This window comes from Scytonema hofmannii PCC 7110 (assembly GCF_000346485.2).
Classification (GTDB): domain Bacteria; phylum Cyanobacteriota; class Cyanobacteriia; order Cyanobacteriales; family Nostocaceae; genus Scytonema; species Scytonema hofmannii.
On the sequence record NZ_KQ976354.1, the window covers coordinates 5,290,818 to 5,315,823 of the forward strand.

Consider the following 25,006-nt stretch of genomic DNA (forward strand, 5'->3'; position numbering starts at 1 on the left):
TTTAAATACTGAATCTGCGCTCTAGGAAGGAAGTAGTTGCGGTTTATGATTAGAGTAATATGAGTAATCTACCAACCAGTTTTATGTCTAATATTCTCATCCAATTATTGGTCATTGGCTTCGCTGCTGGCGTTGCTGGCGGTATGTTTGGCATCGGTGGTGGTGCAATTATGGTACCAGCGATGGTGCTGTTGTTAGGTTTAGAGCAAAAGTTTGCTACTGGCACTTCTATCGCTGCTCAAATATTGCCAATTGGAATTCTAGCCGCATTAGTCTATTATCGAAACGGTAATTTAAATATCAAATATTCAGTGTTTATTGCATTGGGTCTAATAGTTGGAAATTTTTTGGGAGCTTTATTTGCCAATCAACCGTATATCAGCAGTGAGACCATGAAAAAACTGTATGGTATCTTTTTGTTAATCATTGGTTTCCGCTATCTATTTGTGCGCTAAACATAAACAAAATCTATGTTGACTTTATAGGGTGAGAAAACTCACCCTTTTGTTACAGAAATTTGGATTTCAAAATTGTAACTACGCAGTTGATAATCGTTTACTAAAGATTATGAATTACGAATCTTTATCATATTTTTCTACTATGTATGAAGCTGATTCTAACCAGTTTGGATGGTTTTTATCTTTTGTTTTTTTTAGGGTTAAAGTTGTATAGACTTTTGGTATGACTAATCCAATCACAAGTACAACAAATAATACACTAAAAGGAATCGCTAGTATCATATATATAGAGCGTAAGAGTAAACAGTAATTTATTATCAATAACTCGTTCCAATAATTACAAATAGCTATGCTGCCCCTACAAAGCCGCACATAACAGTTTCTTGATGCTATGTATAAGCACAAGTAGTGAGTACTAAATATATTATAAGACAAATTGATTGAAATCTCTTTCAAGAGATTATTAAATACAACTTAGGTAAGGAAGATTTCGACATCAAGATAAGATTCATCAAAAATAAGATAGGCACGACAACGTCGTGCCTGCACTTCTCACACCTCACTCCGTCCGGAGAAGGCTTTCTTTAACCATATAGAACCGCAATCGCTACAAGTAGAGCATCCTATCGTACATAGGACGTGATTCGTGCAAAATTGTTTCTTTTATGTTGAACACTGAAAAAGAGTTTGTAGAGGACTTCCAAATAAAAAAATCTCCAACTTTCTCTTGTGGTGCGGGCTTCTAGCCCGCCACTGATATAGAACGGGCGAGGACGCCCGTCCCACAAGATTGGGTAATTTATTTCTTGGAAATCCCTAGTTGCGCTGTCTTCGCGTTTAGCGCAACTCCAAACCAGCACAAATCAACAAAACTATATGACGAAATGTAAATATACCAGAGCTCCTTACCAATGACAAAGGACAAATAACCAATGACAAATGAGATTTAATACCTAATTCGTGGATCTACATAAGCGTTCAATATATCAATGGCTATGCTGGCAATGACAACAATTGCTGCAAAAAATACAAGAATTCCCTGTACTGTGGGATAATCACGCAAGGCAATTGCTTCATATAGCTTACCAGCCAATCCGGGCCAAGAAAATGTCACCTCAGTCAAAATAGCCCCACCTAACAGAGAAGCAAAAGTCAATCCCAAAACTGTAATCACAGGAATGAGGGCATTTTTTAAGGCATGGGAAACTAAAATTTTATTCTCAGGAATACCTCTTGCCCTAGCTGCTTCCACATAGTCTGCTTGTAAGGTTTGCTTTAAATTCACGCGCACAATTCGTTCAAAAATACCACTTAGCAGAACCCCCAGAGTAATACTGGGAAGGGCAAGATAATGTAAAGCCGCAAAAAATTGACTGAGATTTCCAGTTAATAGACTATCGATAGTATACAAACCAGTGATAGCTCTTGGGGTTAACAAAGTGGAAGGAAAACGAGTTCCAAAAGGAAACCATCCCAACTGCACTGCAAAAATCAGTTGCAGAACCATCCCAGCCCAAAACATGGGTAGAGAGTAAGTGATAATACCAAACAATCTTCCCCCAGCATCTAAAGCCGTTCCGGGATGAGAAGCTGAAAGAGTACCAACTCCAATCCCAACTACCAGGGCAATTGCCATGCTGCAAACTGCTAATTCTACTGTTGCTGGGAAATATTGCCAAATGACCTCCCATACAGATTGTCCGCGACTTGTCAAGGAAGACCCCAAATCAAAACGCAGCAATTGCCCCATATAGTTAAAGTACTGTAGCCATATGGGAAGGTCTAAACCTAGTTGTTTGCGTAATTCCTCTTTAGCACTTTCTGGCGCACGTCCGCCAAGAATAGCATCTGCTACATCTCCCGGAGTGGATCTTAGTAAAAGAAACACAACTGTTGTTACTGTCCACAGCATAAGTGGAGCTAGGAGCAGACGGGCAATAATATAGTATTGTAAAGCTTTCGATCTAGACATAAGTTAGGGAGTTGGGAGTGGGGAATTGGGAGTAGGGAGTAGGGAGTAGGGAGTAGGGAGTAGGGAGTTGAAAGTGGAGAACTTATATAAGATTCTATTTCTCATTCCCCATTCCCCACTCCCCATTCCCCACTCCCTATTTCTTAATTGTTTCGTAAACTAGAATTTGGTTGGGGTTGAGTTCTACTCCTCTGACTCCTTTTCGGGCAAATGCATAGTCTTTGTTTTGCCATAATGGAACGTAGGGAACATCAGTTGCTACCTGTGTTTGTATGTCTGCAATGATTTTCTTACGTACTTCAGGATTTTGCTCTTTGCGTTGTTGTTCGATAAGTTTGTTTACCTTTTCACTGTAGTAGAACGATCCCTGAGTCTGACTTCCCCCTTGTTTGCATCCCTCGGTATCTGACCCCTTAGGGCATTCTAGAAAAGGTTGAATGTAATTATCTGCGTCCATGAAATCTGGATACCAATCAAGTAATGCTGCTGGATACAGCCCTTTTGATATAGATTTAAAGAAGGTGGCTCCTTCTACAGTATTGATTTCAAATTGCAGCAATCCATCCATTTTTTCTTCGGCATAACCTTTTAGAATCTCTGCTGCTAAACTCCTCGTGGGAGAACTAGAAGGATACCAAATAGCTACCCGTAAGGGATTTTGTTTGGAAAAACCAGCAGATGTTATCAACTGTTTTGCTTTCTCTACATTACCATCACCGTATTTATCTTTAAACAATGGTTGGGAAACATCAAATGTTGTGGGGATCATACTGTAAAGCGGTTCGGCTTGGTTAAACAAAACTCGCTCGTTAATAACAGGACGATCAATGACTGATGCGATCGCTTGTCTAATTTCTGGTCTTTCTAAAGGTTTTTGATTGCGATTTAACACCAAATAACTTACAACACTCCCTTGATTTTGTATGGATTGCCAATCTCCTTTTTTAGCACTATCATCTAAACTCCGAATTTGATCTGGTTCTAATGATAAATATGCAACATCTACTGCACCAGTCCGGAAGGAGTTAAATAAGTTAGCGGGACTAGTAAGAATTTGTAAATTAATGCCTTTATTAACTGGGTTTTTTCCCCAATATTTATCAAACAAATCAAATCTTAAGGAATCTGTACCATACTGCGCTAATTTATAAGGTCCAGTACCAACAAATATATTTGGCTTAAATTTTCCCGTACCAAGTTCATAAGCTTTTGGTGAAAGAGGACACACTCCTGGAAATGCTAGCAGTGATGGAAAAGCCGCAAATGGTTTTTTAAGCTCTATAGTTAACTCATACTCGCCTGTAGCTTTTACCGTATCTACCACATCAGATAGTAAAAATGAAGGTTTACCTCCATTCTTAATGAAGCGTTCTATACTAAACGCCATTGCTTGCGCGTTAAACGGTGTGTCATCGTGAAACACCACTCCCTGACGCAGGGGAATCTTATATGTCAATCCATCTTGGCTGACTTTAGGTAACGCAGTCGCCAACTGCGGTGTAATTTTGGTAGTTCCTGTTTCGTAATAGTAGAGGCGATCGCTCATGTTATAAATTAACCCAAGTGATGCCATTTCGTAGGCATCACCTGGGTCGAGGGTACGTGGTTTTAGACTAGTACCGACAGTAATGCGACCATCTCCACTAGGGGTATTTACAGAACCAGATGAAGTTGTTGTTTGTTGACCCCCAGCGCAACTTACAACCAAAAGCAAACATACACAAAACAGAGAGACAAATTTAGCGATTCGACTCCACTGTCTTGAAAATAGGGAGTGGGGAGTAGGGAGTAGGGAGTGAGAAAGAGGGATTTTCATGATTGCTGATGAAATTTTTTCAGTGCGACTGTCTTGCTGAGAAAGAAAACCAGGTCATAGCATTGGTCTTTTTAAACTTAGTGGTCAGATATCATACTACATATTCAGCTAATTGCCCTAAAGAAAATAGGGGCTGCTAGATCCCCGACTTTTTGACGAAGTCGGGGATCTAGTCCGAGTGGGCGAATGTAGCAGAAATAAAGATGGTTAGACCAAAGGGTAACGTTTGATGTTCCCGATGCAACTGAATCTTTGAACAGAATTGCAGTCAGTTTATTAAATTAAAGTACGGGTCAGGCGCTCGCTGCGATCGTATTAGAGTTAGTTATCAATGATTTCATTGACTTAGTTATACACTTAACATGAAATCTAGGGATACAATTTGTGCAAATTTAGCAAATTTTCCAATAGCCTCAATGCAGACATAAACAATTCAACTGGGGACAAAAAACTATGATAGTCAGCCATCTATCCGCGAGTTGTATGCAAATTCCAAGTGCGATCGCTTCGGCGCAAGCCGAAAGAGTGCTTATCGCGAAGCTAACTGGCTAAAGCCGAATCGCTTGTTGTGTATTATCCATTCCTGAAAATTGTGCAATAAAAAAACATGAATTTGTAATAGAAAAATTATCTAATTTTGTATGAAATTAACAAATCTTATCACAAGAGTTTGTTAACCTTGTCCCGTAGTCAAAACAGTGCTCATTAAATATATTCGGTCTGGTGCATTCCAAAAATGGGGACAAATACCTAGTCTAAGTAAAATCTCAGCTACACTTAATCTCCACATATACTTAAGAATTAGGTTTGTATGGTCATATCACAAATCTTAAGATTTGTATAGTACTGACTGGTGCTACTGGAAGATTCAGCAACAAGCAAATTAGAGTCCAATAGTGAGAGAGTCAAAATTGTGAAGTACTTCTTTTTATCTGAAGGTTGGACAGTTGGCAGAGTATGGGCATCTGATGGACAATGGCAGGTGTCTGTATGGCGTCGTCAACCGGATATTCACCAATTGAATATCTGTTTAGTAGAACAAAACGAGGTGATGTGGCTTTATCAAGTAGAAGACACTGTTCTCATGGTAGAGGTGAAGCCAACAGCACAAGTGCAAGTCGGAAAATCAGGTCAAGCCATTGGTCAAGTTGTGCTCAAGCGATTAATTAGTGCTGAACAAGTTATAGAACGCTTGGGAACAGCATCAGCTCGATGCCAGTTACAGAGTCTTGAGGCTGTAGTTTAAAAATAGGGAGTAGGGAGTAGGGAGTAGGAAGTATGGAGTAGGGAGTAGGGAGAATTTTCCCAATTCCCGATTCCCCACTCACTACTCCCCATTTTCTACGCTTGCAAACAGCTCCATCAAAAGTTACACTTTTTTAAACATTCTCATTTTTCTCTTGGCAACTGTAGCCTTACGGAGTCATACTCCAAAAGTAGTGGTTACACAATTGTCAAGCGCCGCACTGTCTAACTTATTAAGACAAAGTGGTGGATAAGTTTCCGCTTGGCGATAACAAAAACTGAAAACTTGACTTTGTAAACACAAATCATCGAGGAGGAGCGTAGTCGATGGGACTACCCTGGTACCGAGTACACACAGTCGTTCTGAACGATCCAGGGCGACTGATTTCTGTACACCTGATGCATACAGCTTTGGTGGCAGGCTGGGCAGGTTCAATGGCATTGTACGAATTAGCCATTTACGATCCCAGCGATCCAGTTCTTAACCCTATGTGGCGTCAAGGCATGTTCGTGCTGCCCTTCATGGCACGCTTGGGTGTAGTTGGCTCTTGGGGCGGTTGGAACGTTATTGGCGCTCCTAGTTACGACCCTGGGTTTTGGTCATTTGAAGGCGTCGCTGCTGCTCACATTATTCTTTCTGGTTTGCTATTCTTAGCTGCCGTTTGGCACTGGGTTTACTGGGATTTGGAATTATTCCAAGACCCCCGTACAGGTGAACCCGCTCTTGACTTGCCAAAAATGTTTGGCATTCACTTGTTCTTATCCGGTCTACTTTGCTTTGGTTTTGGTGCTTTTCACCTTACCGGGTTGTTTGGACCGGGAATGTGGGTTTCTGATGCCTACGGCTTGACTGGGCATGTCCAGCAAGTCGCGCCGGAGTGGGGACCCGACGGGTTTAACCCATTTAACCCTGGTGGTATAGTAGCTCACCACATTGCTGCTGGTATTGTCGGTGTTATTGCTGGTTTGTTCCACTTGACAGTTAGACCTCCTGAAAGGCTCTATAAAGCCCTGCGGATGGGTAACATTGAGACTGTACTTTCTAGCAGTATCGCTGCTGTATTCTTTGCTGCATTCGTTGTTGCTGGCACCATGTGGTACGGTAACGCTGCCACCCCAATCGAATTGTTTGGTCCTACCCGCTATCAGTGGGATCAGGGCTACTTCAGACAAGAAATCGATCGCCGGGTGCAAGCAAGCCTAGCTCAAGGTGCAAGCCCTGCTGAAGCTTGGTCCCAAATACCTGAAAAACTCGCGTTCTTCGATTATGTCGGTAATAGCCCTGCCAAAGGCGGTCTATTCCGTACAGGTCCAATGGTCAAGGGTGACGGTATTGCCCAGTCTTGGCAGGGTCATGCTGTATTTAAGGACGCTGAAGGTAGAGAGTTGACAGTACGTCGTCTCCCCAACTTCTTTGAAACCTTCCCCGTCATATTGACCGACGAAGATGGCATTGTTCGTGCTGACATTCCATTCCGTCGGGCAGAATCACAAAATAGTTTCGAGCAATCTGGCGTTACCGTTAGCTTCTACGGTGGTGATTTAAATGGTCAAACATTTGATGACCCAGCTGAAGTTAAGAAATGGGCGCGGAAGGCTCAAGGTGGAGAAATTTTTGAATTCGACAGAGAAACATTGAACTCTGACGGTGTATTCCGTACCAGCCCCAGAGGTTGGTTTACATTTGGACACGCTGTCTTTGCTCTGTTGTTCTTCTTTGGTCATATCTGGCACGGTTCTCGGACAATTTACCGAGATGTATTTGCTGGTATCGACTCAGACATCGAAGAGCAAGTCGAATTTGGTGTCTTCGCCAAAGTGGGTGACTTGACAACCCGTAAGAAGGAAGCAACTTAGGAAATAGGGGAAAGGGCATTGGGCATGGGAAAAAGACCTATGCCCAATCCTCAATGACCAGTTTCTTTAACCATTTCTTCCCAAATCTGGGTATAATATACGGTAGTAATCGGTGGGTAAGTAGGCAGGAATTTGACTTATGGAAAGCGTTGCTTACATTCTAATTTTGGCATTAGCTATAGGAACTCTCTTTTTTGCGATCGCTTTTCGCGAACCTCCTCGCATTGAAAACAAAGAAGAGAAGTAAACTCAAGTATAAAGTGTGAAGAAGGATGAAGGATAAAAACTTATGGTTCTATCCTTCATCCATCACTTTTAACAGTGACCAGTGACCAGTGACCAGTTAATCTGTACTCTTCCCTAATCACTAATCCCTTATTTCCACAACACGTGAGAGCATTTGTTGATAAAATAGGTAATTATAAAGGTAGTAAAAATTAATTTCCTTATTTTCTCCGGAAGATTGACAGATATCAATAAGATATCTGGTATAATGTTTGATCTGGAAGTGAATGTGTTCAGATCGGCTCTTTTGCGCTAATATGAACAGGGATGTAAGTGTGGAATGCCTGAAAGTAGGCGCTTGCATATACATCGCTAGGAGGCAAAACATTTACGGAGAAAAATAACTGGGAAACAATTAGCATGGTCAATCAGAAATTAACCGCTCCTGAAATTGGTTTTACGCATGAAGATTTCGCTGCTCTACTAGACAAGTATGATTATCATTTTAGTCCAGGTGATGTAGTACCTGGTACAGTATTCAGTATAGAGCCGCGCGGCGCTCTGATTGACATCGGTGCAAAAACGGCAGCATATATACCTATACAAGAAATGTCTATCAACCGGGTAGATAGCCCGGAAGAAGTATTACAGTCCAATGAAACGCGGGAATTTTTCATCCTTACCGATGAAAATGAAGACGGTCAATTAACACTTTCCATTCGCCGTATAGAGTATATGCGAGCGTGGGAACGAGTGCGGCAGTTACAAGCAGAAGATGCGACTGTCCGTTCCGGTGTTTTTGCCACCAATCGCGGAGGTGCGCTGGTTCGGATTGAGGGATTGCGTGGTTTCATTCCCGGCTCTCACATCAGCACTCGCAAACCGAAAGAAGAGTTGGTAGGCGAAGAATTGCCGTTAAAGTTCCTAGAGGTAGATGAAGAGCGCAATCGCCTTGTTCTCTCTCACCGTCGAGCGCTAGTTGAGCGTAAGATGAACCGTCTAGAAGTTGGTGAGGTAGTTATTGGTACTGTGCGCGGTATTAAACCTTACGGTGCATTTATTGATATTGGCGGTGTTAGCGGTCTACTGCACATCTCTGAAATCTCCCACGAACATATAGATACACCACACAGCGTGTTCAATGTCAATGATGAAGTGAAAGTCATGATCATTGACTTGGATGCAGAACGCGGTCGTATTTCACTATCTACCAAGCAGTTGGAACCAGAACCAGGTGACATGATCAAAAATCGTCAGTTGGTCTATGATAAAGCGGAAGAAATGGCTGCTAAGTATAGGGAACAATTGCTGGCGAAACAACAAGGTCAAGCTGCAGCAGCACCCGCAGCCGTTGAAGAAATTGCTGTTGTTGCTGAGGAAATACCAGCAGCAATTGAAGAGGAAATACCAGCAGCAATTGAAGAGTAATCCATTTGTCGTTGCGATAGCGATCGCAGCATTGAAGAAAATGAAATTCTTTAGTAAAGAGGGAAAATCCCTCTTTTTTTGCGTTTATTTAAGGGGATGTTTGTAAATACTTGCCTTGGCGACTAGAAGTCGCGGCTATACAGGCAAAACCCACCTGCGTGGGTTTTGAACCCTTTGCCTTACGGCACTTTGTTTATTTAGTAGTGCGTCCAGAGAAACCAGGCGGGTTTCCCACACCCTGGGAACTGGTGAACCCCAAAGGCGAATTCTAGCGGTTTTCAGTTATCAAGGAACTGTAGCCTGTAGCAGATGAACACAGATAAATCTGTACTTCATTCAAGTGAGAACTGCTATATATTCCAATACGGTTCAGTTAAGGGTCGCGAGGGGAGCAGAAACCCGGTATCTCCAAGATACCGGGTTTCTAAATAACTGCTTAACTGAACTGTATTGCTATATATTCGCTCAGGACTGTGACACATCCTCTCAGCTAGCTGAGTGTCCCAGTTAGTGATATGGACTATAAAAGAAGTCAATAAATATTATCTAAGTGCAATGTCTTTAAAATGATATCTGTGCGTTCTCTTATACCGACTTGCTTTCAACGAGCCACAATAAGGGCACTGAGGTTGTCCCCTCCAGCGAATTTGTTCCAATAGTATAATACACTCTTCATGAGTTAAAGGTAGCACGGGACGTATTATTTAATAGCTGAGCTTCACAGAAAACCTTAGAAGCTCAACTCGCCCCTTTCTAATCAACGTTTTGGAGACTGCTGTTTTAAATATTCATTAAAGCCTCACACCCCGAATCGAATAATCCAACAACTCAATTGGGTGCGCGATCGCGATCTCCTTACCTTGAGATTGCAACGCCTTACGAATTTGCAAAGTACAACCAGGATTTGCAGAAGCAATCAACTCCGCACCAGTACTTAGCAAATTCCGTGCCTTTTGTCTACCCAATTCTTCAGCCACCTCTGGCTGCAACATATTGTAAACACCTGCACTACCACAACAAATAGCAGCATCAAGCGGCTCGCGCAACTTCACCCCAGGAATTCGCCGTAACAACTGACGCGGTTGGACGCTAATCTTTTGACCGTGCAATAAATGACAAGCATCTTGATAAACCAGAGTCAGAGGTTTATCAGTCAGAGGAGACAACTTTGCAGTGAGTCCAACACTCATCAAAAACTCCTGAACATCTCTAACCTTCGCAACAAACTCCTTAGCTTTGTCCCGATACTCCAAATCATCAGCCAATATGTGACCGTACTCCTTCAAAGTATGACCGCACCCCGCAGCATTAATAATAATGAACTCCACACCAGTATTCGCAAAACTATCAATCATTTGCCTTGCTAACGCTTTCGCCTGTTCTGTTTGTCCCTGGTGTTCGGGAAGCGCCGCACAACACCCCTGACTTTCAGGAATAACCACCTCACAACCATTAGCCGTCAAAACTCGTACAGTCGCCTCATTCACTGGAGAGAAAAACAACCTTTGCACGCACCCCAAAATCATCCCCACTCGGTAGCGTTTCTCACCCTTAGCAGGAATCTCACTTGGCAAACTATTTTGAAACGATTTTATAGTAATCTCCGGCAGAATTGACTCCATTGCAGCCAAACGAGGAGACACCCGTTTCAACAATCCAACATTCCGCACTAGTTTTTGCAAACCGAGCTTCTGGTAAACAAACAATGGAACCAGCAAAACCTTCAAAAAATTCGGATAAGGAAACAAAGAAAAAATCAGCCTCCGAAACAGTTGCTCAGGTAAACTGCGCTGATAATTCCGCTCAACCTGATGACGAGTCGCAGAAATCAACTTGTCATACTGCACTCCAGAAGGACAAGCCGTCACACAAGCAAGACATCCCAAACAACTATCAAAATGCTCAGCCGTCACAGCATTCAAAGGAATATCACCCTCATTAATCCCATCCATCAAATAGATCCGCCCCCGTGGAGAATCCATCTCCTTCCCAAGCACCCGATAACTAGGACAAGTCGAAAGACAAAACCCACAGTGAACACAACTATCAATCAACTTCGGTTCAGGAGGACGATTCCCATCAAACCCAACCTTCTTATCCAAAAAACCTTCCGAAACTTCCATCTTCTTAACTTCCTACTCTCTTTCCCCTCTCTTTCTCAGCGCCCTCTGCGCCTCTGCGGTTCAAAATTCTTAAATCCCACCCACAAAACGACCGGGACTAAAAATATACCCAGAATCAAACTGTTCTTTTATCCCACGCATTAACTCCAAAGCATTACCGCCATAACCCCACACATCCAAACTTTCCTTCACCCTCATCGACGCCACCAAAACAGTCAGAAAGCCGCCATTCCTTTCACACAGACTCCTCATCTCCAACACCTTATCAACCTTTTCACCCTCAAACCGCAACACCCCCAAACCACTCGCAACATGAATCCAACCCAACTCCGAGCGCGTCAAAACCTCAACAGCAGAAGTAGGTAATACTCCTATTTTGCAAGTCATTACAGGCGAATGAGAAAAATCATCAATTAGTTCTCGCAATCTCAACCATAGATCCGCTTCATCAGCCCCCGAATAAACCATCCCCCGCAAACCCAGTTGCTTCCCAACTTCCAAAAGTTGATTAGACTGTTCTTTCACACTCTCAGCAATACTTTGAAAACGAACTATCAAGCCCAATCCTTGACCCAAACCCAACCCAGACACCAATTGAAGCGACAATAAATCCGACTGAGTTGGTGTGAGCGCAGATCCCCGCAAAGTATCAGCGGCTTGAGATACAGCCGATGCATCCCCAACCAGCACCACTGTACCCGATGCTTCTAAAAAAGGATACAAACGAAACGTGACTTGAGCGATCGCACCCAAAGTGCCAAACGAGCCAGTAAACAACTTCATCAAGTCATACCCGGCAACATTTTTCACCACTCGCCCCCCAGCCTTAGCAATTTTACCATCAGCCCGCACAAAAGTTATACCCAGTATTTGGTCTCGCACACTGCCATAACGTTGTCGCAAGGAACCCGTATCAGCAGTCGCAACAATACCACCAATTGTTGCTGATGCTGGTGCAGTGGGATCGATCGCCAGAAATTGTTTGGAGTTTGCCAAAATTTTTTGCAGGTGAGAAAATTTCATTCCTGCTTCCACTGTAACAGTCAGATCGCCAACAGCGTGTTCGATTGGTTGGTTAATCCGTTCCGTACTGACGACAATATCTATACCCTTAGCTAACCCACCCCAGTTGAGTTTACTACCACTACCGCATAGCAATACACGCTGCTTCTTACTGTGTGCTTCTGCAATGACTGCTGCTAGTTCTTCGGTTGTGTCAGGAGAAACGATACAACTGGGAAGCCTTGAGGATGCGATCGCCTCCAAGATAGATTTTTGCCTCTCGACTGGTATACTTTCCCAAGGTTTGTTCATTGTTAGTTGTTAGTTGTTAGTTGTTAGTTGTTAGTTGTTAGTTGTTAGTTGTTAGTTGTTAAAAAGTACCACTAACCACTAACCACTGTACGGACGCAATGCCTTGCGCCCCTACCAACAATTGTACGGACGCAATGCCTTGCGCCCCTACCAACAATTGTACGGGCGCAATGCCTTGCGCCCCTACCAACTACTAACTACTAACCACTAACCAACTGTCTATCATTTGCCGATCCGTAGTACCTATTACCATCAGGTTGCATTTCCTTACCAGTAATCAATCTAGCCCCACGTTTGCGGGTGAAATAGTTCCAGCCCCACTGAATCATGACCAAGAGCTTGTTGTCAAACTCAATTAAGAAATAGATGTGAACAACAAGCCAGAATAACCATGCTACAAAACCTGTAAATTTGGCAAAACCCAAGTCTACAACGGCAGCATTCTGTCCGATCACTGCTAAGCTACCCATATCAGTATAGGAAAACTGTGGCAGTGTTTTACCTTTCAGGCGCTGTTTAATTAATGTAGCAACATACTGTCCTTCCTGCATGGCTACAGGCGCAACACCAGGTAGAGGTTTGCCATTCTGATGGGCAAAATGTGCTAAGTCACCAATCACAAAAATATTGGAAAATCCTTTGATACTTAAATCAGGCTCAACGATCGCTCTTCCAGCGCGATCGCACTCAGCCCCTGTACGTTCTGTCAGTAACTTACCCAGAGGAGAAGCTTTGACACCTGCGGCCCACAACACTGTCTTAGCGGCAATCTGTTGGAACTCATCGCCTTGCTTCAGAGTAATAATATCACCATTTATGTTCGTTACCAGTGTTTTTGTATGTACGGCAACACCTAACTTTGTGAGAGACGCTTCTGCTTCTTTTGATAATGCTGTTGCGAAAGGAGGGAGAACCCGATCCATACCTTCTAGAAGTAAAACTTGTGCTTCATTCGTATCAATGTTGCGGAAATCCTCTTTCATTGTGTGATAAGCCAGTTCTGCGATCGCACCTGCTAGTTCTACACCTGTAGGACCACCACCAACAATAACAAAAGTTAGCCAAGCACGGCGTTTTTCGGGGTCAGTTTCCTTTTCAGCCGCTTCAAACGCCGTGAAAATACGACGGCGCATTTCTATAGCATCTTCCACTGTTTTTAAACCTGGTGCAAATTCTTCCCACTGATCTTTCCCGAAGTAGGAATGTTTTGCGCCTGTAGCAAGGATGAGGGAATCATAGTGTATTGCTTCTTCGCCCAAAATAACGAATTGTGCTTGGGGATCGATATCAGTCACTTCTCCAAGCAGCACTTTCGTATTCTTGCTCTTACTTAAAATAGAACGTAGTGGTGAGGAAATATCTGCAGGGGAGACACTACCAGTAGCAACTTGGTATAACAGTGGTTGGAATAGGTGAAAATTGCGTTTATCAATTAGAGTAACTTTTACATCAGCGCGTCCCAGTGCTTTCGCGGCGTATAGACCCCCGAATCCTCCACCGACAATAACGACATGATGGGGTGGCTTACTACTATCAACAGTGTTCATCATAAGATTTACTTCCTAGGGCGATACTTTGTAATCCTTCTTAACAAATTTTCAACAATCTTGTCAAAGTAGTTCTGCTTACCACAGACATATTAAGAAATATAAATTTTTTTAGAGATACAGTCAATTGGTAAACATAATGACAGTTGTCAAAAAAATAACACCACTAGGAACTCATCCTGTGGTTTCACGAGCCAAACCCCAAGTCAATCTCTATAATAACTACTACACTTTCTAAATTGACTTTTCCAGATTTGTCAATCTTGATATTTTAATGCCTTAAATTAAGTAAATACACGTAATTTCATGGCTATTTAGACATGGGAAATGAAAAAAATAAAATATTAAGACTTATTACAAAACTCAATTAGATCCCCGACTTCTTCAAGAAGTCGGGGATCTGAAAACTTGGCTAAGCAGACAAAGAAGTTTTAACTCGACCAAAACGGCGATCGCGTGCTTGGTAACTGAGTAAAGCCTGATGAAATCCAGTGCGATCGAAATCGGGCCAAAAAGTATCACTAAAATACAATTCTGTATAAGCCATTTGCCAGAGGAGAAAATTGCTCAATCGCATTTCACCACTAGTGCGAATCAACAAATCTGGTTCGAGAGTCCCTGCAGTGAATTCTCCACATCTAAGTTTAGAAGATTTATTGCAAGAAGCGCCCACAATGACTGGAATTTATAGTGCTCACTTGCGCCGACAGTTAGCAATTTTGCAAAAGTCTCAAGAATTAGCAGGAGCATTTAGACAGGTGATTGCTGCTACTACAAGTATAGAATTAGATCGCATATTAGCGTTTCAAAAGCTATCATAAAGGCAAAGACACGCTTGTAAATTCCCTGAGGAAACTAGTAACATGATAACAACGCTGTCTGCGCCTAATTCGATTGAGTCCTTGTTGGGTAAAGAAGCTGACGACTTGCTCACCTACAAGGCAAAAGTTTCTAAAGATCTATTGCATCTACCAGGACCAGACTTTGTAGATCGAGTTTGGCTGAGTAGCGATCGCAACCCCCAAGTTTTGCGGAATTTGCAGACCCTCTATTCTACCGGACGTCTTGCTAACACTGGGTATTTATCGATTCTCCCTGTAGATCAAGGAATTGAACACTCAGCAGGTGCATCTTTTGCGCCCAATCCTATCTACTTTGACCCAGAAAATATTGTCAAGCTGGCAATAGAAGGAGGTTGCAACGCTGTTGCTACAACATTAGGAGTGTTAGGGGCTGTTTCCCGCAAATATGCTCACAAAATTCCCTTTATTCTCAAAATTAATCATAACGAACTGTTGACTTATCCCAATCAATTTGACCAGGTTATGTTTGCCTCAGTTGAACAAGCTTGGAATTTGGGTGCAGTTGCAGTCGGTGCGACAATTTATTTCGGTTCAGACCAGTCTACCAGACAAATTCAAGAAGTCAGCCAAGCTTTTAAACGTGCTCATGACTTGGGAATGGTGACTATTCTATGGTGTTACTTGCGGAATAATGCCTTCAAGCAAGACCAAGATTATCACCTAGCAGCTGATTTGACAGGACAGGGAAATCACTTGGGTGTGACGATTGAAGCTGACATTATCAAACAAAAGTTGCCAGAAAGTAACAATGGATATGGAGCCGTTGCCCAGGGAACTGGAAAGAGTTACGGTAAAACCAACGAGCGAGTTTATACTGACTTAACCACAGACCATCCAATTGATTTAACTCGTTACCAAGTTCTAAATTGTTACTCCGGGCGTGCAGGGCTAATTAATTCTGGAGGGGCTTCTGGAAAAAATGACTTTGCAGAAGCAGTTCGCACAGCTATTATCAACAAACGTGCTGGCGGAACGGGGCTAATTTCTGGCAGAAAGACATTTCAACGTCCTTTTGACGAAGGCGTGAAGATATTTCACCTCATCCAAGATATCTATTTATCTTCTGAAGTGACCATAGCTTAGGTGATTTTCTGAAAATAAATTACCGGGGAATCAATCGGTAATTTATAGGTAGGGGCGCAATGCCTTGCGCCCCTACAGATGTACAATCTTTCTCGGAAATCGCCTGAATCCTGAAAAAAAAATGAATCAAGTCGATCTAGCTTTTACCCCAGCCATAGAACAGGCAAAGTTAATTCGTCGTCGGGAAGTGTCGCCTCTAGAGTTGGTACAAGTCTACTTAGAACGCATTCAGCAATTGAATCCTCATTTAGGAAGTTATTTTACAGTTTTGGCAGAGCAAGCTCTTACAGATGCTAAAGCTAAAACGGAAATTCTTGCAAGTACTTCTGAGTTGCCACCATTTTTTGGAGTGCCAATTTCTATCAAAGACTTAAACCCCCTTGCAGGTGTCCCTTGCACTTTTGGAAATCCAGCATTATTAAATAATATTCCTAATTATGATGATGGCGTGGTTGCACGCATTAAGAACGCGGGATTTATTATTCTGGGTAAAACAGCAACTTCGGAACTGGGTGCGTGTCCTTACACCGAACCAAGGGGCTTTCCTCCTGCAAGAAATCCCTGGAATTTGGAATACACTCCAGGCGGTTCGAGTGGTGGTGCGGCTGCAGCCGTAGCAGCAGGGTTATGTGCGATCGCCCAAGGTTCTGATGGTGGCGGTTCGGTGCGGGGACCAGCTGCTTGCTGTGGTTTGGTGGGAATCAAGCCATCACGGGGACGCGTGACTCACGCACCAGTGGGCGATCGCATGAATGGCATTGCAATGAATGGTCCTTTAGGGCGTACTGTTGCAGATGCGGCTGCACTTTTAGATGTGCTGTCTGGCTATGTCACGGGCGATCCATATTGGCTTCCCGATCCCGAACCATCATTTCTGGCGGCGACTGAAGTCAAACCAGAACGTTTGCGAATTGCCTATTCTACTAAAATCCTTCCCATAGGCGAAGCAGATACCAACTGCAAGCAAGGGGTTTTGCAAACAGTCGAGTTATTAGAACAACTCGGTCATGTTGTGGAAGAGAAATGCCCTGATTTTAGTGGGATAGTAGAACCATTTCAAATTGTGTGGCAAGCTGCACCAGCTTCATCAGGGCTTCCTCCTGAGATTTTGCAACCATTTACTCGCTGGTTGTTTGAAAGAAGCGGTTCTGCTGGGGAGTACCTCCAAGCTGTTTACCAAATGCAAGCTGCATCCCGACAAATTGTGGCATTTTTTGACACGGTGGATATACTCGTGTTGCCAGTTTACCTCCATTCACCCATTCGCGTTGGAGAATGGGCAGAGTTAAGCCCCGAAGAAACATTCCAAAAAATTATTGGTTGGGTTGCACCTTGTCCACCCGCTAATGCTACCGGACAACCTGCGATCGCACTTCCTGTAGGTTTTGATAGTAATGGTTTACCTATAGGCGTGCAATTGATAGGACGCCCTGCAGCAGAAGCTACCCTAATTAGCGTTGCAGCACAACTGGAAGTTGCAAAGCCGTGGATTCAGCATCGTCCATCATTAACAGTGACCAGTGACCAGTGACCAGTGACCAGCAATCCAATGATGCAGTTAATAATTTTTTAACCAGAGGTTGTTGGGTTTAAATCTTGTAAAACTTCCTCCGCAGATTGATAACGCTGCGGATAATCCTCTTGCAGCAACTTATCCAAAATCTGCCCTTGGAGAAAGTGTATTGAAAAAAGATTCTAAATTTTCAATAGATACTAATTCATCAAACATTCCCGGTACTGTATTGCGGATTCTCAGATGGATCGCCTTACCCGATTTGTCTTCTTGAAAATCATAGATGAGATTCTTTTTAACGGCCTCTTTGAGAAGAGTATAGTGTGGCGGGAATGCAAGTAGCGCTTTGGTGCGCTGTTCTTTTGATAAAGCAAACCAGACTTTATCTTTCCTATCGGGTTTGACAAGAGCGATCGCTTCTTTAATTTGGTTCCAGTTAGCTTGACCGATGGCTGCTTCTAAGAGGACTTCAACTGCTTTAAGTTCTATTGAAGAGAGTTCGCTAAGAGGAGTTCTGAGGAGGGATTTTTCCATGGATAGATAAGCTTGGTACTGAGTAATTTTCTGTAGGGTTCTTTGGCGTTCGACACTTTCAGGGGAGGAATAGGGTGGTTGAATGGGGATGGGCATGGGTTTGGGGAGTTCCAAAACCAATTGTTTGGTTGCCTCAAACAGTATAAATTCTTGTCCCAGCCATTGTATTTTGGGGAGCGTTGGGTCTAGAGTGACGCTCAAGGATGAACTATTTTCTTCAACAACAGAAGCTTTAAGAGAAATTTCTGTAATCGAGGACTGGGTTTCTAGAACTTTAACAACTTCTTGTGACACAGGAAATTGGGATAATTCCGAAAAATCGGCTTAAATCTTACTTTCTCATCATTTCTCTGGCTCTTTGAATCCGCCATCCCTAGCATTCAAGAGACTTGCTCTTTACCAGTACGAGGTTTCAACTCTTTAGAACCAAATGGGTAGCGCCACTAACCCTGGATTAAAATCAAAGCAAGGAGCCACCTTGCAACGATGGATCTTAACCCAACCCCGCCTTTTCAGACGACCGATGGAAAGGTTCCCTGTCCGGAGGTACCATTCACGAGGCTTTTCGTCATTATTTTCGGGTTTTCAAAGTATCTACGTAAGAACTTTAACCCGACATTTCTGGAACCGTTCAAGTCAGCATTTCCTTTATGCTTAATGTTGCTTGAACAGAGGTAATTAGGAGTGCCAATATTATAAAAAACTTTTCCGTCAGAATTTATAATTGCTAGATTTACTATTTCAGCCTATGTATCCTTTCTTTCGCCTTTGTTTCTTGTTTGCCATTCGTTCAATCACCTCCTAAGTTTTATTTAAATATTAATAATATACAATACCTAATCGGTGTTTTCGTAACTTTCGGCAAACTTCATTAAATATTCATTTTTAGTAGACTCTTTGGCGACAGTCTAAGAGATGCTTTTCTCATATTTACGCAAAAAATAAAGTTTAGCGTGCTCATGAATGCAATCTTGTTAAAATGTCTTGGACTAATTCAAGCTTAGGGGATAATTTAGTTTCATTTAATACAGTAACTTGACAATCAAATTGAGCGCATAGCCAAACAATCAAATCAAATCCTGCATCGGCTAAGTCTATCATGGTACGCTACTACTAACTCCTTGACTTCACCTTTAATGACTCGCTCTAGTATTGATAGTAATTTACGACGTTTGAAATTTAATCCGGAACCAATCTCAGATATTAATTCACTCTCGGCACGATTCATTCTCAGAAAGTCAATTTGAGTTTGTAGATCATCTTTCTGAGAATGAGTAGATACTAAGCGCATAAAGAACAACCGCCCTCTCATCCTTTCCAATCATTTTTTTGAGAGTGGTTAGATCGTAACGTCTATGTCCTGTAGCAGATTTGATACAGGACAACGCCTTCATCTGCCCAATTAGCGCTCATTCTTTACATGAAACCCAGTAACTCTGGATGCTTCTTGAGGTGTAATATATGGCATAATTTCGGAATAATCGCTTTTAAGCATTATATTACGATTATTCGAAATTATTACTATATGACCGTACTAGCTAAATGGTCGCATTCAGAGTATATCTGTACCAGTTCTAAATATTCTTTAATATCTTTAGGGTTCTGTTGGCAGCGTTTTAATTCTCGGATAAATTCAATTTGGCCAGTGTTCTTTTGGATGAGAGCCAGTTCTGATGAGGCTTCCAATAGTACCAGGGTTGCTTCTTGGATTTGGGAGAGGCAAGAAGAAATATTTTTTTGTAAGGGGATCTGGCAAAATACTTCTGATGTTGCTACCATAGAACTCAGTAAAAGAATTATATATTTACTTAGTCCCCCTGGAGCCGTTAACTCTTTGGGGGAATTTTTATCTATTATACAGCAACACCAGATCTTTTTGTTACGCCTTAAAAAAATTAAACTTTAAAGATTGCTTTGTGGTAGGTAGTAATTATTTGGTGTTATTGAATCAATGTATGAGTCATACAAAAAGAAGCATAGATTGAAACAGAATTGCAGAGAAGAATTCTGTTGTCATGTTAAATATCAAAGATGTGGAAATACAGAATTATAGATAGTGAATGAGTATTGTTAACTAGCAATCCAATCAAATGGCTAATTTTAAAACTGTCTCTCCGGGCTGGAAATTAGCCCATTTGAGTCATTGCTCTGTTGCTAATCGACCACCTGGACGTAAATATTTTTTACCTGCAGCAGCTAGCATTTGGTATCTAGCTGCTGTTTGGAAATTGAGGGTAGCATTGCTCATATCTTTAACTCCTGATTTAAGATTTAATGCTATCCCTACTTTGTCAAGAATTTCTTCTCTTGTCTTTGAGGTACCTCATGATTACTGGTCACTGGTCACTGGTCACTGGTCACTGGTCACTGCTCACTGATATGGTGGATATTTTGTTTTTCTCAACGCGCACTTTTTCTGCAATAGTGTCGGATTGACGACATTCTTGCGCTACTGACGATAAATTCACGAAAGCCCCCGAACGGTTCCCATCTCCCATATCAGATAACGCCCGCCCCACACCTTGCAAACAGGTACTCATGATCGCAATATCAGAATTTTTTTGTTTGAGTCGCTGTTGCAGAATTTGGATTTGTTGCTCGCTATCCTTCAGCTGCTTCTGCGCCTCTTGAAGCTGCTGTTGCTTATCTTGCAATTCAAATTTGACATTATCTAAATCCTTTGGAGACACACATCCACATAATGTCAAGAGTATACTGATACAAATTGTACCAAATTCTCGCCGAAAACAGTTCTTCATAATAGGGATGCTCTTATTCAGACATAAATTATCTTTTACCGTAGAATTATCTGTATAAAAAGCTTTTTTTCCAAATTTTTATAAAAGTTACGTTTGTGATGTGATGTACTTAGCTAATACAGAAACGTATCTGTATGTCTGTATAGCCTCTAACTTTTTAGAGGATTTTAACAATAAGATATTAATGTTTATTGTAAACTTTTGGTATGGGAGGTCTTATGTTATTCTGGCTCACCGTAGTCTATTTATCTAATTTAAATTCATATAAATTTGACAAAATAAGGAAACAAAAATATGTCTAGGAATTGAATTTGCTTTTGGGCAAATATGCCAAACTGGCAACAATGGTTTATTAGATTTGATATTCATTTATGTACTGGGGTCGTTTTATTGATATCTACCTAAATAAGCGACACTAAAGCACTTCAAAAAATGTGCTACAAACCACAAAAATCTATTCTCAATTTTGATTTCCCTATTTTTTAGAAAAATATGTTAGATAAAGTGTGAAGTCTCAAGTGTAAAGTATGAAAAGTCGTTATTTATGACCCTTGATTCTTCATTGTTCTTTTCATCCTTCATCCTTTATCCTTTATCCTTTCTTTACGTGGGGAATCATTGGAGCAATCTTTTTACAATCACCGTCACAACATGATTGGGCAGTTACTAGCAGGACATTACAAAGTCCTTGAAGTATTGGGTGAAGGAGGCTTTGGGCAAACTTACATTGCTGAGGACAGCCACCTCCCTGGAAACCCTAAATGCGTCCTCAAACATCTCAAATCTTCTAGTACCGACCCTGAAATTTTAGAAACTGCTAGAAGGCTATTTCAAAAAGAAGCTGAAACGTTGCAAAAGTTGGGTAGCCATGACCAGATACCCCGACTGTTTGCATACTTTGAAGAGAATCAAGAATTTTATTTGGTACAAGAATTTGTTGATGGATACTCTCTTAACAAAGAAATAACTTTGGGGCTTAGATGGACGGAAAGCCAAGTTATCCAATTGCTCATTGAGGTACTGAGCATTTTGGAGTTTGTCCACAGCCAAGGGGTGATTCATCGCGATATTAAACCTAGCAATCTCATTAGACGCGCTTCAGATAACCAATTAGTTCTCATTGACTTTGGCGCAATTAAACAACTGCGGAGTCAAACGGCAACTCGGACGGGACATAACAATCTCACTCTGATCGTCGGAACTCGCGGATATATGCCTTCCGAACAAATTAGACGCTTACCCCGTCCTAGCAGTGATATCTACGCCTTGGGAATGATGGGGATTCAAGCGCTAACAGGGATGTATCCGCACAAACTCCAAGACGATCCGAATACAGGAGAAATTTTGTGGCAGCATCTAGCTTGTGTCAGTCCGGGATTGGCATCTGTCTTAACTCAAATGACGCGCTATCACTTCAAGGATCGTTATCAAACAGCAACTGAGGCTTTGTGTGCGCTTCGAGAATTAGCGGCTTACCCTAATAACCAAATTTCAAGCGTTGAGGCGACTGTGACAACTACGACTCTACACGAACTGACTTTGGAATGGGAAGAAGGAGAATTAGCTAAGAATCGCAAAATTACCGAGAAGCAACACAGTAAAAAGTCCGGTAGAGTTCGTATTGGTCGCAATCCCGAAGAGTGCGATATTGTCTTGAACGATCCAACTGTATCAGGTCTACATATTGAAATCTTTTTTCATCTAGCTAAGGAAAGATTTTATTTGCGGAATTTACGCCAAAGGAACCCTCCTATTGTTGATGGTCAATTGCTTTTGGCTGGTGAAATACCACTTTTTATTGGCAGCAGTATACGTTTAGGACAACTCAATGTTAGGGTGAGTGCGATCGCAAGCAAGGATTATCCTGCAGGGTATGTTCCAATTGAATTCGCACTTGTACCGATAACCCCACAACAGCCTGTTGTAAAAACTATACGCATGCCCAAGGTTCACAGCTTTAAAGAACATTCAAAGATTATTTTGCGATCGGGTCGATCTACAATTGCCTCAATACCTAGCAAAATGCCACGCCTCTTAGGAGTGAGTTTTGCCGCCTGTGCGAGTGCGATCGGTGGTTTGGTCTTTTTTAACGCTGACAATACAAGCGGAAGTAACGCACAACAGAGTTGGTTATCCGAAAAACCCCAACTTTGTCGTATTATTTCCCCTCCAGGGGGTAGGTTTATGGCTAAATTACGCCCCGAACCAGGAACGGAAGTTGGCGCAATGAAACAACTCAATTTAGGCGAACGGGTTTTGTTTTTGCGATCGCGCGGTGATTTTACAGAAGTTCAACTACCTGATGGTACTCAAGGCTGGCTTTTTGGCGATGAGCTTCGACCTTGTATTGCATCAAATAAAGGATGAAAGATAAAGGATGAAGGATAAAGTAGAAGTATCTTTCATCCTTTATCCTTTACACTTCATATTTTTTCTAAATTTATCCTTGCCAGAACTCAAACCTTTTGAATAATGTATGTAACCAGAATTAACTGGTTGATCTGTGTAGCTTTTCTAGATGCTACAAATCATACTAAAGGGGGATGAAATGCTATGGCACTAGAGCAAGTGAATGGTTTTTATGACACGTTGATGTCGGAGCAAGCAATTTACGAGCAATACTACCGTCAGTGCTGCGTTCGGGGATTATTTGGTATATGGGATTGGGATAAAACAAAGATTGTTAATTTTGCTGCTACTTTAGGCTATTCTTTCACGGAAAGCGAACTAGATGCAGTTTTATTTAACAGTGAACCAATAGTTTTTCAAGATTCAAGAAATTTATCAGAATATAAGCAGTATGTATTTCAGTAATCAGTGACCAGTGACCAGTAATCAGTAACCAGTAACCAGTGACCAGTAATCAGTAACCAGTGACCAGTTACCTATATGGTATAAGACCCTAAATTTATTTATGAAAAAAAAGGAATTGATTCATGATTTAAATCCCCTACCTTTAAATATGGGGATTCATTGGTCACTGGTCACTGGTCACTGTTAAAAAGAAGAACCTGCCTGTTTTAAAAACTCTTTTTCCTCTGATGTTGAGGTTCTTCCCAAAATTGCATTGCGATGGGGAAAGCGACCGAAACGCTCAATGACTTTCATATGGCGAATAGCATAATCAATACAACTGGCGCTGTCGGGATCGTTGGTGAGTTGCTCAAATAACTGAACCGACTTACGCTGATGTTCCAAGTTTTCGCTGTGTTCAAAGGGGAGATAAATAAACCAGCGTTGGACAGGTAGAAGTTTCTTGTCGTAGCCTTGGGCAACGGCGTGATGCGCTGCTGAGAGTGCTTCCCAGTCCGTTAAAAAGGCTTCGGGAGTATCTCGGAAAACGTTTCGAGGAAATTGATCGAGCAGCAAAATGAGAGCCAAACAGCTATCGGGAGCATCGATCCATTCGTCGTGATTTCCTGCCGCTGCTTTTTGATAATCGCTTAAAAATCGGATGCGAAGTTCTTCGTCAAATTCCGGTTTTTTACTAAACCAAGAAGATTTTGGTTTGCCATAACCCGGTTCATCTAGTTTGCCAAACCAAAAGTCTAAAATTTCAGTTGCCTGTGACATCACTTTTACTAACCCTTACAAAGCACTTGTCGCATTTTACGCATATTTGTTGGCAATTCAAAGTTCATTGCTTGTTGTATAAAAATTGATGGTACGGGTATAGCTGGAGTCGCTTCCACTCCATAAGTCAGTAAAGTGCCATTGCCACAATCTTTTAGCTCTAAATTAGCTGCAAAATCGTGGAAATTTCCTTTTTCCATCTGAAATTGTATTTGCTGACCAAGTTCTTCCACAACATTCAGATATATTTCTACTTGAGCCGTAAAAAATAGGAAGGCTTTTTGTGCTGCTTGATACAGACGCTTCACTTCTCCTCTTTGCAAAACTTCACTTCTGGTAACATCAGGAAAATATTGTACCCAACGGGGATAATCCGTGATTTGCTGCCACACTTGCGATCGCACCAGTGGCACATACATTGTGGCAGTCACTGCACCACCCCAGGCTGTATGCGAACGTGTCTGTAACAAAATTTCGCCTTGCATCAACAAAGATTGTTGATCTTGATTCCAAACCATATTTGAACCAGTAATAACTGTCTCTGATATTAACGATGCACTCATATTACTTTCAGTCACTCCTCAAAATAACCACTACTATAAAGGTTTAACTGCATATTGAACTCAATTGAGTCAAATATGCCAATTTTAGTTCCAATCCAATATACAAGTTTTCCGGAAATAGTCACGGATTTGC

At 41.9% G+C, this 25,006-nt stretch carries 24 protein-coding genes and 1 pseudogene; 11 read left to right on the forward strand and 14 right to left on the reverse strand.

The genetic code is table 11. The features are described 5' to 3' along the window. Positions 1-83 precede the first annotated feature (83 nt). Positions 84-455: a sulfite exporter TauE/SafE family protein gene (locus WA1_RS21955; protein WP_026134781.1), complete on the forward strand. Its 372-nt coding sequence runs from the start codon at positions 84-86 to the stop codon at positions 453-455. 949 nt (positions 456-1,404) lie between these two features. On the opposite strand, the gene WA1_RS21965 is transcribed toward WA1_RS21955, so the two are convergent. Further along, positions 1,405-2,430, reverse strand: a complete 1,026-nt coding sequence (locus WA1_RS21965; protein ID WP_017744541.1) for an ABC transporter permease — start codon at positions 2,428-2,430, stop codon at positions 1,405-1,407. Positions 2,431-2,566: 136 nt separating this feature from the next. After that, positions 2,567-4,246, reverse strand: a complete 1,680-nt coding sequence (locus WA1_RS21970) for an ABC transporter substrate-binding protein (RefSeq protein WP_017744540.1) — start codon at positions 4,244-4,246, stop codon at positions 2,567-2,569. Between the two features lie 913 nt (positions 4,247-5,159). Here WA1_RS21970 and WA1_RS21975 point away from each other — a divergent pair. From WA1_RS21975 to WA1_RS21990, 4 genes are all read left to right on the forward strand, one after another. Further along, positions 5,160-5,492, forward strand: a complete 333-nt coding sequence (locus tag WA1_RS21975) for a hypothetical protein (protein WP_026134780.1) — start codon at positions 5,160-5,162, stop codon at positions 5,490-5,492. A 326-nt stretch (positions 5,493-5,818) separates the two neighbouring features. Further along, positions 5,819-7,348, forward strand: a complete 1,530-nt coding sequence (gene psbB, locus WA1_RS21980; RefSeq protein ID WP_017744538.1) for a photosystem II chlorophyll-binding protein CP47 — start codon at positions 5,819-5,821, stop codon at positions 7,346-7,348. 139 nt (positions 7,349-7,487) lie between these two features. Beyond that, positions 7,488-7,595, forward strand: coding sequence for a photosystem II reaction center protein T (locus tag WA1_RS21985; protein WP_017744537.1), 108 nt, complete (start codon positions 7,488-7,490; stop codon positions 7,593-7,595). A gap of 398 nt (positions 7,596-7,993) precedes the next feature. Continuing rightward, entirely contained in the window at positions 7,994-9,001 is a 1,008-nt protein-coding gene (locus tag WA1_RS21990; protein WP_017744536.1) for a 30S ribosomal protein S1, read from the forward strand. A gap of 542 nt (positions 9,002-9,543) precedes the next feature. Here the strand turns inward: WA1_RS21990 and WA1_RS61770 are convergent. The 6 genes and pseudogenes from WA1_RS61770 to WA1_RS22010 form a co-directional block, all read right to left on the reverse strand. Next, the gene (locus WA1_RS61770; protein ID WP_158516676.1) at positions 9,544-9,693 is read right to left on the reverse strand and encodes a transposase; all 150 of its coding nucleotides are present in this window, start codon (positions 9,691-9,693) and stop codon (positions 9,544-9,546) included. A gap of 99 nt (positions 9,694-9,792) precedes the next feature. Further along, entirely contained in the window at positions 9,793-11,124 is a 1,332-nt protein-coding gene (locus tag WA1_RS21995) for a (Fe-S)-binding protein (protein WP_017744534.1), read from the reverse strand. 69 nt (positions 11,125-11,193) lie between these two features. After that, positions 11,194-12,438 carry an FAD-binding oxidoreductase gene (locus tag WA1_RS22000; protein ID WP_017744533.1) on the reverse strand — a complete coding sequence of 415 codons (1,245 nt, stop codon included), beginning with the start codon at positions 12,436-12,438 and terminating at the stop codon, positions 11,194-11,196. A gap of 58 nt (positions 12,439-12,496) precedes the next feature. Continuing rightward, positions 12,497-12,628 carry a hypothetical protein gene (locus tag WA1_RS60100; RefSeq protein ID WP_272819199.1) on the reverse strand — a complete coding sequence of 44 codons (132 nt, stop codon included), beginning with the start codon at positions 12,626-12,628 and terminating at the stop codon, positions 12,497-12,499. Positions 12,629-12,638: 10 nt separating this feature from the next. Next, a complete protein-coding gene (locus WA1_RS22005) occupies positions 12,639-13,985 on the reverse strand; it encodes an NAD(P)/FAD-dependent oxidoreductase (RefSeq protein ID WP_017744532.1) in 1,347 nt (448 codons plus the stop codon). Between the two features lie 412 nt (positions 13,986-14,397). Further along, positions 14,398-14,610, reverse strand: a pseudogene (locus WA1_RS22010) (undecaprenyl diphosphate synthase family protein); the annotation flags it as partial. Positions 14,611-14,659: 49 nt separating this feature from the next. Between WA1_RS22010 and WA1_RS57155 the strand changes: the two are divergent. The 3 genes from WA1_RS57155 (at position 14,660) to WA1_RS22020 (ending at position 17,462) form a co-directional block, all read left to right on the forward strand. After that, positions 14,660-14,806, forward strand: a complete 147-nt coding sequence (locus tag WA1_RS57155; protein ID WP_272819200.1) for an AAA-like domain-containing protein — start codon at positions 14,660-14,662, stop codon at positions 14,804-14,806. Positions 14,807-14,848: 42 nt separating this feature from the next. Continuing rightward, positions 14,849-15,931 carry a class I fructose-bisphosphate aldolase gene (locus WA1_RS22015; RefSeq protein WP_017744529.1) on the forward strand — a complete coding sequence of 361 codons (1,083 nt, stop codon included), beginning with the start codon at positions 14,849-14,851 and terminating at the stop codon, positions 15,929-15,931. Positions 15,932-16,052: 121 nt separating this feature from the next. Next, a complete protein-coding gene (locus tag WA1_RS22020; RefSeq protein WP_017744528.1) occupies positions 16,053-17,462 on the forward strand; it encodes an amidase in 1,410 nt (469 codons plus the stop codon). A 120-nt stretch (positions 17,463-17,582) separates the two neighbouring features. Here the strand turns inward: WA1_RS22020 and WA1_RS22025 are convergent, their stop codons facing one another. The 3 genes from WA1_RS22025 to WA1_RS55190 form a co-directional block, all read right to left on the reverse strand. Further along, on the reverse strand, positions 17,583-18,272 hold the full coding sequence (locus WA1_RS22025) for a hypothetical protein (protein WP_017744527.1): 690 nt from the start codon (positions 18,270-18,272) through the stop codon (positions 17,583-17,585). A 778-nt stretch (positions 18,273-19,050) separates the two neighbouring features. After that, entirely contained in the window at positions 19,051-19,290 is a 240-nt protein-coding gene (locus tag WA1_RS61775) for a recombinase family protein (RefSeq protein WP_081402883.1), read from the reverse strand. A 209-nt stretch (positions 19,291-19,499) separates the two neighbouring features. Next, entirely contained in the window at positions 19,500-19,757 is a 258-nt protein-coding gene (locus WA1_RS55190; protein ID WP_148662741.1) for a hypothetical protein, read from the reverse strand. Between the two features lie 311 nt (positions 19,758-20,068). Between WA1_RS55190 and WA1_RS60105 the strand changes: the two genes are divergently transcribed. After that, positions 20,069-20,356 carry a hypothetical protein gene (locus WA1_RS60105; RefSeq protein ID WP_272819201.1) on the forward strand — a complete coding sequence of 96 codons (288 nt, stop codon included), beginning with the start codon at positions 20,069-20,071 and terminating at the stop codon, positions 20,354-20,356. On the opposite strand, the gene WA1_RS57160 is transcribed toward WA1_RS60105, so the two are convergent. Further along, complete coding sequence (locus WA1_RS57160) at positions 20,336-20,737, reverse strand: hypothetical protein (protein WP_017744525.1); 402 nt, start codon at positions 20,735-20,737, stop codon at positions 20,336-20,338. The two genes, WA1_RS60105 and WA1_RS57160, sit on opposite strands and share 21 nt — an antisense overlap. Before the next feature lie 651 nt (positions 20,738-21,388). On the opposite strand from WA1_RS57160, the gene WA1_RS22040 reads away from it, so the two are divergent. Then, a complete protein-coding gene (locus WA1_RS22040) occupies positions 21,389-23,104 on the forward strand; it encodes a protein kinase domain-containing protein (protein WP_017744524.1) in 1,716 nt (571 codons plus the stop codon). Positions 23,105-23,290: 186 nt separating this feature from the next. After that, positions 23,291-23,551: a hypothetical protein gene (locus WA1_RS22045; protein WP_017744523.1), complete on the forward strand. Its 261-nt coding sequence runs from the start codon at positions 23,291-23,293 to the stop codon at positions 23,549-23,551. Positions 23,552-23,734: 183 nt separating this feature from the next. Here the strand turns inward: WA1_RS22045 and WA1_RS22050 are convergent, their stop codons facing one another. Next, positions 23,735-24,310: a DUF924 family protein gene (locus tag WA1_RS22050; RefSeq protein ID WP_017744522.1), complete on the reverse strand. Its 576-nt coding sequence runs from the start codon at positions 24,308-24,310 to the stop codon at positions 23,735-23,737. Positions 24,311-24,318: 8 nt separating this feature from the next. Beyond that, positions 24,319-24,873: an SRPBCC family protein gene (locus WA1_RS22055; protein ID WP_017744521.1), complete on the reverse strand. Its 555-nt coding sequence runs from the start codon at positions 24,871-24,873 to the stop codon at positions 24,319-24,321. Between the last annotated feature and the right edge of the window lie 133 nt (positions 24,874-25,006).